This window comes from Variovorax sp. OV700 (genome assembly GCF_900099805.1).
Taxonomy (GTDB): domain Bacteria; phylum Pseudomonadota; class Gammaproteobacteria; order Burkholderiales; family Burkholderiaceae_C; genus Variovorax.
The window spans coordinates 211,305-225,177 of sequence record NZ_FNDR01000005.1 but is presented as its reverse complement, the minus strand read 5'-3'; the positions used below and the strand labels follow the sequence as shown (position 1 = coordinate 225,177).

Annotated in this window: 12 protein-coding genes and 2 riboswitches; of the genes, 8 read left to right on the top strand and 4 right to left on the bottom strand. The window is 65.9% G+C overall.

All coding sequences use genetic code 11. The annotated features are described in order from the left end of the window. Window positions 1-38: 38 nt before the first annotated feature. From BLR24_RS13890 to BLR24_RS13875, 4 genes are all read right to left on the bottom strand, one after another. Window positions 39-1,001, bottom strand: a complete 963-nt coding sequence (locus BLR24_RS13890; protein WP_093017741.1) for a TRAP transporter substrate-binding protein — start codon at window positions 999-1,001, stop codon at window positions 39-41. Window positions 1,002-1,054: 53 nt separating this feature from the next. Continuing rightward, complete coding sequence (locus tag BLR24_RS13885) at window positions 1,055-2,347, bottom strand: MFS transporter (RefSeq protein ID WP_093017739.1); 1,293 nt, start codon at window positions 2,345-2,347, stop codon at window positions 1,055-1,057. A 42-nt stretch (window positions 2,348-2,389) separates the two neighbouring features. Then, window positions 2,390-3,205 (bottom strand): putative hydro-lyase, encoded by an 816-nt coding sequence (locus tag BLR24_RS13880; protein ID WP_093017737.1) that lies wholly within the window; start codon window positions 3,203-3,205, stop codon window positions 2,390-2,392. 91 nt (window positions 3,206-3,296) lie between these two features. Beyond that, complete coding sequence (locus BLR24_RS13875; RefSeq protein WP_093017735.1) at window positions 3,297-4,202, bottom strand: LysR family transcriptional regulator; 906 nt, start codon at window positions 4,200-4,202, stop codon at window positions 3,297-3,299. 100 nt (window positions 4,203-4,302) lie between these two features. Here BLR24_RS13875 and denD point away from each other — a divergent pair, with 100 nt between their 5' ends. The 8 genes from denD to gcvP all read left to right on the top strand — a co-directional run bounded on the left by denD (window position 4,303) and on the right by gcvP (window position 13,835). After that, window positions 4,303-5,319: a D-erythronate dehydrogenase gene (denD, locus tag BLR24_RS13870; protein ID WP_093017733.1), complete on the top strand. Its 1,017-nt coding sequence runs from the start codon at window positions 4,303-4,305 to the stop codon at window positions 5,317-5,319. A 70-nt stretch (window positions 5,320-5,389) separates the two neighbouring features. Then, entirely contained in the window at window positions 5,390-6,361 is a 972-nt protein-coding gene (locus BLR24_RS13865) for a TRAP transporter substrate-binding protein (RefSeq protein WP_093017731.1), read from the top strand. A gap of 82 nt (window positions 6,362-6,443) precedes the next feature. Next, entirely contained in the window at window positions 6,444-6,938 is a 495-nt protein-coding gene (locus BLR24_RS13860; protein ID WP_093017729.1) for a TRAP transporter small permease, read from the top strand. A gap of 85 nt (window positions 6,939-7,023) precedes the next feature. Then, window positions 7,024-8,301 (top strand): TRAP transporter large permease, encoded by a 1,278-nt coding sequence (locus tag BLR24_RS13855; protein WP_093017727.1) that lies wholly within the window; start codon window positions 7,024-7,026, stop codon window positions 8,299-8,301. 143 nt (window positions 8,302-8,444) lie between these two features. Beyond that, window positions 8,445-8,981 carry a hypothetical protein gene (locus tag BLR24_RS13850; protein ID WP_175543268.1) on the top strand — a complete coding sequence of 179 codons (537 nt, stop codon included), beginning with the start codon at window positions 8,445-8,447 and terminating at the stop codon, window positions 8,979-8,981. Window positions 8,982-9,029: 48 nt separating this feature from the next. Beyond that, a riboswitch (glycine riboswitch) is annotated at window positions 9,030-9,120 on the top strand. A gap of 12 nt (window positions 9,121-9,132) precedes the next feature. After that, a riboswitch (glycine riboswitch) is annotated at window positions 9,133-9,248 on the top strand. Between the two features lie 45 nt (window positions 9,249-9,293). Then, complete coding sequence (gene gcvT, locus BLR24_RS13845) at window positions 9,294-10,469, top strand: glycine cleavage system aminomethyltransferase GcvT (protein ID WP_093017723.1); 1,176 nt, start codon at window positions 9,294-9,296, stop codon at window positions 10,467-10,469. A gap of 40 nt (window positions 10,470-10,509) precedes the next feature. Then, on the top strand, window positions 10,510-10,881 hold the full coding sequence (gcvH, locus tag BLR24_RS13840; RefSeq protein WP_093017721.1) for a glycine cleavage system protein GcvH: 372 nt from the start codon (window positions 10,510-10,512) through the stop codon (window positions 10,879-10,881). Between the two features lie 47 nt (window positions 10,882-10,928). Then, entirely contained in the window at window positions 10,929-13,835 is a 2,907-nt protein-coding gene (gene gcvP, locus BLR24_RS13835; protein ID WP_093017719.1) for an aminomethyl-transferring glycine dehydrogenase, read from the top strand. Window positions 13,836-13,873 lie beyond the last annotated feature (38 nt).

Here is a 13,873-nt window from a genome sequence, read left to right as displayed (position 1 = left end):
CTTGTCCGGGCCGGCCGGGCAAGGCACTGGGATGGCAACTAACGTTGGAAGTAATACGGTACGAAGATGAGGTTGGCTTCATTCCCGACCGAGCGCACCCATTCGCGGGAGAATCGCTCGCCCAGCCGCTTGAGCTCGGCTTCGAAGCCGGGCGCAATGCGGTCGACCTGCATGCCCTCGGCCTTGAGCTTGCGGGTGGAGCCGGCGGCCTCGTCCTGGCTCATGGCCCAGCCACGCAGCTCGGCCTCACCGGCGGCGTTCAGCACCGCCTGCTTGACGGCGGGCTGCAGTGCATCGAACGCCTGCAGGTTGACGAACACGATGTTCTTCGGAAACCAGGCATTGATCTCGTGGTAATGCCGGAACTGGCTCCAGACCTGGTTCTCCACACCGGTCACGGCCGAGGTGATCATGCTGTCCAGCTGGCCGCCGGCCAATGCCTTTTTGACGTCCACCATCGGCACATCCACGGGCGTGGCGCCCAGCATCTCGGCGATGCGCACGGTGGCCTGGTTGTAGGTGCGCATGCGCATACCCTTGAAGTCGGACGCCGATCGCATTGGCGCGACCGTGTACAACCCCTGCGGCGGCCAGGGAACGGCGTACAGCGCTTTCAGGCCTTGCGCTGCAAAGTGCTTGTCGATCAGCGGGCGCTGCAGGTCCCACAGTCGCTTCGCATCGGCATAGTTGCCCACCACGAAGGGGATGGCATCGGCCCCGGCGATCGGAATCGCCTCGACCAGGCTGCTCATGATGGTCTCACCCGCCTGCACCTGGCCTGCCTGCACCGCCTGGCGGATGTCACCCAGCTTGTACAGCGTGTTGTTCGGCCGCACCTCGATGCGCAGCGCACCCGCTGTGGTCCGTTCCACCTCTCCTGCGAACCACACGATGTTCTGCGTGTGGAAGGACTCGGCGCGGTAGCCGGTCGCCAGTTGCCAGCGCGTCTGGGCGTGCGTCACCGTCGCTGCGAACAAGGCAGCAATCAATAGCAATTTCATGAGAATTTCCTTGCGACGGTACGAGCGCTCGTTTTCGCTCGTTCCCGCTCGGATCAGTTCTGGCGCAGGTCGCGTCCACGCGTCTCTGGAAGACAGAGCGCAACCACCACCACCATCGCATAGGCCACCGCCGCGCACACGCCGATGGCGGTGCCCAGCGGAAGATGCATGCGGTCGCTCAGCACCCCGACCAGCGCTGGAAAGGTGGCGCCGATGCCGCGCCCGAAGTTGTAGCAAAAGCCCTGTCCGGAACCGCGCAGTTCGTTGGGAAAAAGCTCCGCGAGGAAAGCGCCCGCGCCGCTGAAGATGCCCGACATGAAGAAGCCGAGCGGAAAGCCGAGCAGCAGCATCAGTCCGTCGGTGATGGGCAGCAGCGTGTAGGCGTAGACCAGCGATCCGGCGCCCACGGCAAAGAGCATGAACGCACGGCGGCGGCCGAGGCGGTCCGACAGGTAGGCGCCGCACAGGTAGCCGACGAAGGCCCCGACGATGAACATGAACTGGTAGCCGCCCGAGCCCAGCACCGTGAGATGGCGTTCGTTCTTCAGGAAGGTCGGCAGCCAGACGCCGATGGCGTAGTAGCCGCCTTGCATGCCCGTGAACAGCAGGCTCGCGAGCACCGTGGTGCGCAACATGCCGGGCTTGAAGATCGCAAGAAAGTTGCCGCTGCGCTCGCCGCGTTCAACGGCAGCGCGGCTTTGCACATAGATCTCCGGGTCGCGGATGGAGCGGCGGATGAAGACGATCAGCAGCGCCGGAAGAAGCCCGAGCATGAACATCACGCGCCACGAATATTCCGGCGGCAGGAAGGAGAACAGCGCCATCGACACCAGCACCGCCGCCCCCCACCCTACGGCCCAACTGCTCTGGACCAGGCCCACCGCCTTGCCTCGATAAGCTGGCCGGATCATCTCGGCGATGAGCACCGAGCCCACGGCCCATTCGCCGCCGAAGCCCAGGCCCTGCAGCGTTCGGGCGACCATCAACTGCCCCGGCGTTTGCGCCAGCCCGCAGGCAAAGGTGAAGATCGCGAACACCAGGATGGTGAGCTGCAGGATGCGCACGCGGCCATACCTGTCGGCCAGGATGCCCGCTATCCAACCACCAAAGGCGGACGCCACCAGCGTGGCGGTGCCGATCAGCCCCACCTCTGTCTTGCTCATGCCCCACAGCGACAGCAGAATGGGCGTGACCAGCGGCAGCGTGTAGTAGTCGAAGGCGTCGACCGCATAGCCGCTGAACGATGCGGTGAGCGTGCGCTTCTCGTTGGGATTGAGCGTGCGCAGCCAGCTTCCTTCGGCCTGTGCGCCGTCGCCCGCCTGCGTGGCGTCGATGGTGGTCTTCATGGTTGTCTCCAGGTATTGAAATGGGGATGGAAAAACGGCGGGCTAGAACGCAGCCAGGCTGTGGTGCAGCAGGTCGGTCACCAGCATCGAGCCCGGCGCATGCGTGATGGCGAACGGCAGCCTGGCGGCGGCCAGCGCGGCCTGGGGCGTGACGCCGCAGGCCCAGAACACGGGCAATTCGTCAGGCATGACCTCGACCGCGTCGCCGTAGTCGGGATCGGCGATCGACCGGATGCCGATGAGCGCCGGATCGCCGATGTGCACCGGCGCGCCGTGCACGGCCGGAAAGCGCGAAGTGATCTGCACCGCGCGAATGGCATCGGCCGCGCGCAGCGGGCGCATCGACACCACCATCGGCCCATGGAAAGGACCGGCGGGCGTGGTGGCCACCGAGGTTCGGTACATCGCCACGTTGCGGCCCTGCTCGACATGGCGCAGGACGATGCCCTCGGCCATCAGCGCATGCTCGAAGGTGAACGAGCATCCGATGACGAAGCTCACCAGATCGTCGCTCCAGAGCGCGCGAACGTCGGTGGGCTCGTCCACCAGCATGCCGTCACGCCACACGCGGTAGCGCGGCAGGTCGGTGCGGATGTCGATGTCCTCGCCAAGCGCCGGCAGTGCCGGGTCACCGGCCTCCGACACGCCGAGCAGCGGGCACGGCTTGGGGTTGGCCTGGCAAAAGCGCAGGAAATCGGCGGCGTGAGCCTGCGGCAGGAGCACGAGATTGCCCTGCACGTGGGCGCTTGCAAGGCCGCTGGTGTGGGCGTGGAGCGCACCGCTGCGGCAGGCCTGGCGCACGGCCAGCGCGCTGCTGCCTGCGCCGGGCTGTTCTACGAAGGATGGACGGTTCGACATTTGGCGTTTTCGATGCCCGATGCATCGCTGTGGGGTGATGCGCCGGATTGTGGGAATCCGCGCTCACGAACGCCAACGCAAAGTTTCTTTCTCAGCTCATCGATTTTTTCGATGACCCTGGGCGGTGCGATGCATGCACCACGGCGGAGCCCAGCGCGGCCTCCGGCAACGGGGACGAAGGATCGTCGCGGTAGCTTGCGTAGATGGGCAAGGGCTCCAGCGTGTCGTCGCAGGGCAGCACGCGCAGCGGCAGGCGCCGCGCCAGTGGCTCGACCACCGCGCGCGGCAGCGTGGCCACGCCGAAGCCCGCCTCCACCAGCTGCGCCATCGCTGAAATCGATGAGATCGCATGCACGCGCGGCGGCGGGCTGCCGGCTTCGCGAAAAAGTTCGAGCAGCGCCACGTGCGGCTGCGAACCGCGCTGAAAGGTCAGCAGGTCGAGCGAGAGCAGGTCCGGCAGGCGGTAGCGCCGCTTCAGGTGCAGCTCGCGGTGGCCGACGAAGCACATGGGCATCGGCGGCACAGCGCGCGTGCGCACGCCGTCACCAGCGGCCGGCAGCGCGGCAAACACCAGGTCCTGCTTGCCTCGCTGCAGCTGGTCGACCAGCACTGGCGTGGTTTCGACGGTGAGCTCCAGCTCGAAGTCCGGATGCGTCGCCTGCATGTGCTTGAGCCAGCCCGTGAGCCAGCTGTGCACCACCGACTCGATGGCACCCACGCGCAGCACGGCCTCGCGCACCGCGCCCGAACCCATCTCGGCCTTGATGTGCATCTGCATTTCGAGCAGCTTCTGCGCAAAGGCATGAAAGCGCTGCCCCGCCACCGTGAGGCGAAACTGCTTGTCGCGCCGGTCGAGCAGCAGCACGCCCAGCTCCCGCTCGAGCGCGGCAATGCGGCTGGAGAGCGCCGACTGCGTGATGTGCAGCTTCTCGGCCGCACGGGTGACGCTCTTGAGCGCCACGGCCCAGTGAAAGGCTTCAACGAATCGCAGGTTCATCGTTTTCCGGTCGTCCGGCTCCTTGAGTGCGCGAGCCGCGAGTGTCGCCTGAGCCGGGCGCCGTGCTGCGCTATCCTCGTTGCCGAAGGAGACAAGACACATGCAGATCGTCATCACTGGCGGCGCCGGCTTTGTGGGCGCACGCCTTGCCCGCACGCTGCTGAAACAGGGGAAGCTTTCACTCGCGGGTGCGCCGCCCCGGGCCATCTCGCGTATCACGCTGGTCGACCGCGCCCTGCCGCCGGCCGATCTTGCCGCCGATACGCGCATTGCCAGCGCACTCGGCGACCTGAACGAACAACTGGCATCGCCCGATGCAGCGCTCTGGCGCGAAGCCGACGCCATCTTCCATCTGGCCGCCGCGGTCAGCGGCGAATGCGAGACCGACTTCGACCTGGGCATGCACAGCAACTTTGCCGCCACGCATGCCCTGCTCGAGAAGGCGCGCGCCGTGGGCACACGGCCGATGGTGGTGTTTGCCAGCTCGCTGGCGGTGTTCGGCGATTCACCCGAGCAGCCGCTGCCTCCGGTGATCGAAGACCACACGCTTCCGACGCCGCAGACCAGCTACGGCATCCAGAAATTCATCGGCGAGCAGCTGGTGGCCGACTACACGCGCAAAGGCTTCATCCGTGGCCGCAGCGTGCGGCTGATGACGGTGAGCGTGCGTCCCGGTCGGCCCAACGGCGCGGCATCCGGTTTTTTCAGCGGGATGATCCGCGAGCCACTCGCGGGCATTCGCGCCGCCTGCCCGGTGCCCGACGAAACGCCCGTGGCCATCGCGTCGCCAGCTCGCACCGTCGAAGGCATTCTCCGCGCGGCGGAAGCCGGCGACGCCGAATGGGGCCCGCGCACGGCGCTCAACCTGCCCTCGCTTTCCACCACGGTGGGAGAAATGGCCGCCGCGCTCGAGCGCGTGGCCGGCAAGGCCGCCACCGACCTGCTCGACCGCACGCCCGATCCGGCCATCCAGCGCATCGTTAAAACCTGGCCCGGCCGCATCGAAACCGCGCGTGCCAGAGCTTTGGGGCTCTCGGCGGACGCCAATTTCGAAGCGGTGATTCGCGACTACGTCCGTGAAAATCCCGACGCCGTGAAGCTTCCGGTTACGGCATAGTCAAGCGGCTATCCGCGGGGTGCCTTTTTTGGCGTCTGCTTCGCGCCTTCTTTTCTCTGGAGACAACACAATGAAATTGACCCGACTGGCCGCTGGCCTGGTTCTGGGCATGGGCATGGCCTGCGCCGCCTTCGCGCAGACCACCATGAAGATCAGCATTTCGACCGCGCAGAACTCCCACCAGGGCGTCGCGATCGACGTCTTTGCCAAGGAAGTCGAGAAGCGCACCGGCGGCCGCTACAAGGTCCAGACCTTCTACAGCGGCGCGCTGGGCGGTGAGCGCGAGTCGATCGAGGCCGTGCAGCTCGGCACCCAGGAGCTGGCGCTCTCCTCCACCGGCCCGGTGCCGAACTTCGTACCGGAGACGAAGATCCTCGACGTGCCGTTCCTGTTCCGCGACAAAGCGCACGCACGCGCCGTGCTCGACGGCCCGATCGGCCAGGACCTGTTGACCAAGTTCGACGCCAAGGGCTTCAAGGCGCTGGCCTGGGCCGAGAACGGCTTCCGCCACATGACCAACAGCAAGCGCGACGTGAAGGGCCCCGAAGACCTCAAGGGCCTGAAGATGCGCACCATGGAAAACCCGGTGCACATCGCGGCCTACAAGACCTTCGGCATCGTCACCACGCCAATGGCCTTCCCCGAAGTGTTCACCGCCTTGCAGCAGGGCACGGTCGATGGCCAGGAGAACCCACTGTCGGTCATCATCGCAGCCAAGTTCGACCAGGTGCAAAAGCACCTGTCGCTCACCGGCCACGTCTACTCGCCCTGCATCTTCCTGATGAACAAGGCGTCGTTCGACAAGCTCAGCGCCGCCGACAAGCAGGCCTTTCTCGAGGCCGCGAAAGAAGGCACCAAGGCCAACCGCGCCCGCGTGGACGAAGACGATGCCAAGGGCGTAGCCGACCTGCGCGCCAAGGGCATGACCGTGATCGACAACGTCGACAAGACCAAGTTCGTCGCGGCCCTGGCACCGGTGAACGCGCAGTTCGAAAAGGACTTCGGCAAGGCCAATCTCGACAAGATCCGCGACTACAAGTAAACCGGCTGCCGTCGCCCCGACGGCACGCTCCCGCCCGCCCGGATCGGTCTGGCGGGCTTTTTTGTTTTGAAGACAGGTGCAGATGAAAGAAAAATTTCTCGGCATCGAGCGCTGGACCACCGGCTTCTCGATGATCGCCGCCTGCGTGATGCTGGTCATCGCCTCCGGGTTGGGCGTGTTCCAGATCATCACGCGGTTCGTGCTCGAACAACCCGCTGAGTGGAGCGAAATCCTGATCCGCATGAGCCTGATCTGGATGGTGTTCCTCGGCATCCCGATGGCCTTTCGCCAGGGCGCCATGGTGAGCGTGGATGTGCTTTATCGCTGGAGCCCACCCAGCATCAAGCGCGTGCTCGATGCCGTAGTGAGCATTGCAGCGCTGGCACTGATGCTGGTCATTCTGTGGTGGGGTTGGGACTATGCGATGCGCGGCCGCGTGCAGTCGATGGCCGGACTCGAAAGCCTGTCGATGATGTGGTCTTACCTGGCGCTGCCGGTCGGCGCTGTCTTCTGCCTGTTCGGCATCGTTGGTAATTTTCTCGATCCCAAGCGGCTCGAACTGGAGACCGCGCAATGAGCGCCGCGCCGGGCCGCCCCAAGCAAGCGAACGGCCCCCTTGGGGGGCAGCGAGGACACGAAGTGCCGAACGTGGGGGCTACATCATGACGCCCGTGATGGTTGCAACGATGGTGCTGTGTTTCGCACTGTCCGTTTCGGTGGCCGTGTCCATCGGACTCGCGTCGATCCTGGGCATTCAGGTGGCCAACGTCAACATGCTCATTTCCGTGAAGGAGATGTTCAACTCGATCAACAAGTTTCCGCTGGCGGCGATTCCGTTCTTCATCCTGGCCGGCAACTTGATGGAAACCGGCGGCATCTCGCGCCGGCTGGTCGAATTTGCCAAGAGCATCGTGGGTGGCGTGCAGGGCGGGCTGCCGATGACCTGCGTGCTCACCTGCATGATCTTTGCGGCGGTGTCGGGCTCGTCGGTCGCAACCACCTTTGCCATTGGCGCCATTCTGATTCCGGCGCTCATCAAGCACGGCTATCCCACCGCATACGCGGCAGCGCTGCAGGCCACGAGCGCCGAGCTGGGCGTGATCATCCCGCCCTCGATCCCGATGATCCTGTACGGCGTGAGCGCCGAAGTGTCGATCGGCGAGCTCTTCATTGCGGGCTTCGGCCCCGGCATTCTCATCAGCCTGGCGCTGATGCTGTTCGTCTGGGTCTACTGCAAGTGGAGGGGCTGGGGCAAGAACGACGGCGACGGCCGCATGCCTTTCGGCAAGGCGACGTGGCAGGCCGGCTGGGCGCTGCTGATGCCCGTGATCATTCTGGGCGGCATCTACGGCGGCATCTTCACGCCTACCGAAGCCTCGGCGGTGGCGGTGTTCTATGCGCTGGTGGTGGGCGTGGTGATCTACCGCGAGATCAAGCCGAAAGATCTGTACCTCATCCTGCGCAAGTCGGTGCTGTCGTCGGCGGTGATCATGTTCATCATCGCCAACGCGGGCCTGTTCGCCTTCCTGATCACGCGGGCGGGCGTGCCCGACGCCATCGGCCATTGGCTGCAAGAGGTGCTGAAGTCACCGACCATGTTCCTTTTGGGCGTGAACGCTGCGCTGTTCGTCATCGGCATGTTCATCGAGACCAGCGCGGCCATCATCGTGCTCGCGCCCATCCTGGCGCCGGTGGCAGTGCATTTCGGTGTCGACCCGGTGCACTTCGGGCTCATCATGGTGGTGAACCTCGCGCTCGGCATGATCACTCCGCCCTTTGGCGTGAACCTGTTCGCGGCCTGCACGGTGGCTCGAATTTCGCTCGACCGGATCGTGACGTACCTGGTGCCTTTCGTGCTCGTGATCCTGGCCTGCCTGATGGTGATTACCTACGTGCCGTGGATATCTCTGGCACTGCGCGACCTGGTCTACGCCAAGTAGCCGGAACGGCCTAGCAACGAGACGGGCAGCCTTCGCCGGCTGCCCGTTTTTTTTGTTTGCTGGCATGTAGTGCAAAGGTTTCACAAAAATGTCACAGGCTGCAACGATGCTTCATGCCTCGATTTCCGAAAAGCTGTTGCGCCATGTTTCCCACCAAGACCGACAAGGCCCGCGACGAACTGCAAGGCGGGCAACGCACGCTCAGCCAGCGCGAACGCGCATTGCTGCTGATGGCCGACGGCCGGCGTTCGCTGACCGATTTCAGCCCGATGTTTGCGAGCCGCGGTGAAGCCGAGCAGGCATTGCAGGCATTGATGAGCCGCGGCTACCTGCACTATCCGCAAGCGGCGGTGCCCTCCGCCCCCGCGGCGCACATCAACCGCGTCGCCGAACCGTCTCAGGCCGCCACGTCCACCGACCACTTTGACGGCAAGCGCTCCCTGGCCACCACGCGCATGTTCCTGTTCGACATCTGCGAACGCATGTTCGTGCGGCGCGACCCCCGGTTCGCGCAGCAGATGCGCGACGCACTGCGAGAAGCCCGAGACCGCGACGCCATGCTGACGATCGCCGCGCTGATGCTCTCGGAGGTCGAAAAGACCGCCGGGGCGGAACGGGCCGAATCGCTGCGCGAGCGTATCGAGAGGTTACTTCCGCTCTCCTCCGAGACCGTGCACTGAGCCCGTCCGCCCGCCGGCCACCGGACCAGGGCGCCGCGATCCACTACACTCGCCTGGTCAGGAGAGAGCTTCGCCATGCGAGGCCGCCGAAGGCGCAGGGGTTTCCCGAACGCTCAGGCAAAAGGACTGACAAGGCGCTGGCGGATGCCGGCGTTTCCTTGCTGGAGAGAGGCTGTCGCCCGCATCAACGCGATGCAGCAGCCCACCGAAGGAGCAAACCTCGATCGTGGGGCGAATCTCTCAGGTAAAGCGGACAGCAGGGGTGGCCCATGGCTTGCGCCATGGAATTCGACTGCCCCTTTGGAGTGCCCCGTGGCCGCTTCCGCTTCATCATCCGACGCCCAATTGCTCAAGACGCCCCTGCACGACCTGCACGTGGAACTGGGCGCCCGCATGGTGCCGTTTGCCGGCTATTCGATGCCGGTGCAGTACCCCGCCGGCCTCATGGCCGAGCACAAGCACACGCGCGACGCCGCCGGGCTGTTTGACATCTCGCACATGGGCCAGCTGCGCCTGGTGGGCCCGGACGCCGCCGCCGCCTTCGAAACGCTGATACCGGTCGACGTGATCGACCTCGCGCCCGGCAAGCAGCGCTACGGCCTGCTGCTGAACGACGAAGGCGGCATCCTCGACGACCTGATGTTCTTCAACGAAGGGCACGGCTCGATCTTCGTGATCGTCAATGGCGCATGCAAGGTGGCCGACCTGGCCCACATCCAGCAGAAGATCGGCGCGCGCTGTGATGTGCAGCCCATGCCCGACCATGCACTGCTCGCGCTGCAGGGGCCGCAGGCGGCCACGGTGCTGGCAAGACTGTCGCCCGGCATCGAGCGCTTCGTCTTCATGACCGGCGGCGCGGTGCAGATCGGTGGCATTCCCGCCTTTGCCACCCGCAGCGGCTACACCGGCGAAGACGGCTTCGAGATCTCGGTGGCCGGCAAGGATGCCGACGCGCTCGCCCGCCTGCTGCTGGCCCAGCCCGAGGTCAAGCCCGTTGGCCTGGGCGCACGCAATTCGCTGCGCCTGGAAGCCGGACTCTGCCTCTACGGCAACGACATCGACACCACCACCACGCCCGTCGAAGCCTCGCTCAACTGGGCCATCCAGAAGGTGCGCCGCACCGGCGGCGCGCGCGAAGGCGGATTTCCGGGTGCGGCCAAGGTCCTGGCCCAGCTCGCGGCCGCCACGGCCGGCGCAGCGGGCCGCACCGACCATGACACGCTCAAGCGCCGACGCGTGGGCCTCGTGGCACTGGAACGCATTCCGGTGCGCGACGGTGCGGTGCTGCAGTCGTTCGAAGGCCACGACATCGGCTTTGTCACGAGCGGCCTTCTCGGCCCGACGGCCGACCGCCCGCTCGCCATGGGCTACGTGGCCACCGCATTTTCAGAACCGGGCACCCGCGTGCAAGCCATCGTGCGTGGCAAGCCGGTTCCGATGGAAGTCTCGACCCTGCCTTTCGTGCCCACCCGCTACTACCGCGGCTAGGCTCGGCATCCCCGATCACTTTTTCCACGAGGAGTTTTTCATGAGCATCAAGTACACCAAGGACCACGAATGGGTCTCGGCCGAAGGCGGCGCAGCCACTGTCGGCATCACCTTGCACGCACAGGACGCGCTGGGCGACGTGGTATTCGTCGACCTGCCTGAAGTCGGCAAGACCTTTGCCCAGGGTGAAGTGGCCGGTGTCGTCGAATCGGTCAAGGCCGCGGCCGATGTGTTCATGCCCGTCTCGGGCGAGATCACCGAAGTGAACGAAGCCCTGCGCGCCGATCCCTCGCTCGCCAACACCGATCCGCTGGCCACCGGCTGGTTCTTCAAGGTCAAGCTCAGCGAACCCGCGCAGCTCGACGCGCTGCTGGACGCCGCCAGCTACGACAAATTCGCCGCCGAGTCCTGATCCGCCGATTTCACGACGCCTTTCCTCATCTCCGAGCCTTCACCGCCATGCCGATTTCCGCCTTTCCCTCCTTGCAACAACTGGAGAACGCCGAAGAGTTCCTTGCCCGCCACATCGGCATCGATGCGGCGGACGAGGCGCGCATGCTGCCGGTGATCGGTTCGGAAACGCGCGCGGAACTCATCGACGGCATCGTGCCCGCGGCCATTCGCCGCGCCAGGCCGATGCGGCTGCCGGCCCCCATCACGGAAGCCGATGCGCTGGCCGAGCTGAAGGCCATTGCGGCAAAGAACAAGGTGTTCAAGAGCTTCATCGGCCAGGGCTACTACGGTACGCACACGCCGGGCGTCATCTTGCGCAACGTGCTCGAGAACCCCGCCTGGTACACGGCCTACACGCCCTACCAGGCCGAGATTTCGCAGGGCCGCATGGAAGCCCTGCTCAACTTCCAGACCATGGTGTGCGACCTCACGGGCATGGCCATCGCCAACGCCTCGATGCTCGACGAGGCCACGGCCGCGGCCGAGGCCATGACGCTTGCCAAGCGCAGCGTGAAAAGCAAGAGCAACGTGTTCCTGGTGTCGGGCGACTGCCATCCGCAGACCATCGAAGTCATCAAGACGCGCGCCGCGCCGCTGGGCATCGAGGTCAAGGTCAGCACCGTGTCCGAGACGCTGCCGCACCTGATGGTGAGCGGTGAGTTCTTCGGCGTGCTCGCGCAGTACCCCGCCACCACCGGGCACGTGCACGACCTGCGCCCGCTCGCGGGCCATGCGCACCAGTGCGACGCGGCCTTCTGCGTGGCGGCCGACCTGCTGGCGCTGACGCTGCTCGCCCCACCCGGCGAATGGGACGCCGACATCGTCTGCGGTACCACCCAGCGCTTTGGCATGCCGCTGTGCAACGGCGGTCCGCACGCCGCCTACCTGGCCTGCCGTGACGAGTTCAAGCGCTCGCTGCCGGGCCGCCTGGTCGGCGTGAGCGTCGACACCCATGGCCAGCCCGCCTACCGCCTTGCGCTGCAGACGCGCGAACAGCACATCCGCCGCGAGAAGGCCACCTCCAACATCTGTACCGCGCAAGTGCTGCCGGCCGTCGTGGCCAGCATGTACGCCGTGTACCACGGCCCCGACGGGCTGACCCGCATCGCACAGCGCGTGGCCGCGCTCACGGCCATCCTTGCGCAAGGCCTCGCGCAAATGGGCCGCGAGCCGGTCAACGCCACGGCCTTCGATTCGCTGACCATCCGCACCGGCGACGACACACCCAAGATCATCGAGCGCGCGCAGGCCGCGGGCGTCAACCTGCGCCAGCGGCTGCAGCAGCACCTGGGCATTTCGCTCGACGAAACCACCACGCGCGCCGACATCGAGACGCTCTGGGCGCTGTTCGTTCCTACCGGTACGCCAATGCCTCGCTTCGACGACCTGGCCAACACCGCGCCGCGCCTGCCGGACGACCTGCGCCGCACCAGCGCCTTTCTCACGCACCCGGTGTTCAACACCCACAAGAGCGAAACCGCCATGCTGCGCTACATCCGCAGCCTGTCGGACAAGGACCTGGCGCTCGACCGCAGCATGATCCCGCTCGGCAGCTGCACGATGAAGCTCAACGCGACCAGCGAGATGATCCCGATCACCTGGCCGGAGTTCGCCAACATCCATCCCTTTGCGCCGGCCGAGCAGCTGGTGGGCTACGCCCAGCTCGATGCACAGCTGCGCGCCTGGCTGTGCGAAGCCACCGGCTACGCAGGCATCAGCCTGCAGCCCAACGCGGGTTCGCAGGGCGAATACGCGGGCCTGCTGGCCATCCGCTCGTTTCATGAAGCCAATGGCCAGGGCCACCGCAACATCTGTCTCATTCCTTCATCGGCGCACGGCACCAACCCGGCCAGCGCGCAGATGGTGGGCTTGCAGGTGGTGGTGACGGCCTGCGACGCGCAGGGCAACGTCGACATGGACGACCTGAAGTTCGCCTGCGAGAAGCACAGCGACAAGCTTGCGGCGGTGATGATCACCTACCCGAGCACGCACGGCGTGTTCGAAACCCGCGTGAAGGAACTCTGCGAACTCGTGCATGAACACGGCGGCCGCGTGTACGTGGACGGCGCCAACATGAATGCGCTGGTCGGCGTGGCCGCACCGGGCGAGTTCGGTGGCGACGTGAGCCACCTGAACCTGCACAAGACCTTCTGCATTCCGCACGGCGGCGGCGGTCCGGGCGTGGGCCCGGTGTGCGTGGTCGACGACCTCGTGCCCTATCTGCCGGGCCATGCGACGGCCGGCGTGGCGTCGAACGGCGTGGGTGCCGTCTCGGCCGCGCCGCTGGGCAACGCGGCCGTGCTGCCGATCAGCTGGATGTACTGCCGCATGATGGGCGCCAAGGGCCTGCAGGCTGCGACCGAAATCGCGATCTTGAGTGCCAACTACATCAGCGCTCGCCTCAAGGACCACTACCCCACGCTGTACGCGAGCCCCAACGGCCACGTCGCGCACGAGTGCATCCTCGACCTGCGCCCGCTCAAGGACACGAGCGGCGTCACCGCCGAAGACGTGGCCAAGCGCCTGATCGACTACGGCTTTCATGCGCCCACGCTGAGCTTCCCGGTGCCCGGCACGCTCATGGTCGAGCCGACCGAGAGCGAGCCGCTGGCCGAACTCGACCGCTTCATCGACGCGATGATCGCCATCCGCGGCGAGATCCGCCGCGTGGAAGAAGGCGTCTGGTCCAAAGACGACAACCCGCTGAAGCATGCGCCGCACACCGCGGCCAGCCTGCTCGGAACGGAATGGGCTCACCCCTATTCACGCGAGCTGGGTGCCTTTCCGCTGGCTGAGCTCAAGCAAGCCAAGTACTGGCCACCGATCGGCCGTGTCGACAACGTGTATGGCGACCGCAACCTGTTCTGCAGCTGCGTGCCCGTGGGCGACTACACAGAAACCGAAGAGGCCTGAAGGCCCGCAGCGAAGGGCGGCGGCTGCGCGGCCGCCCG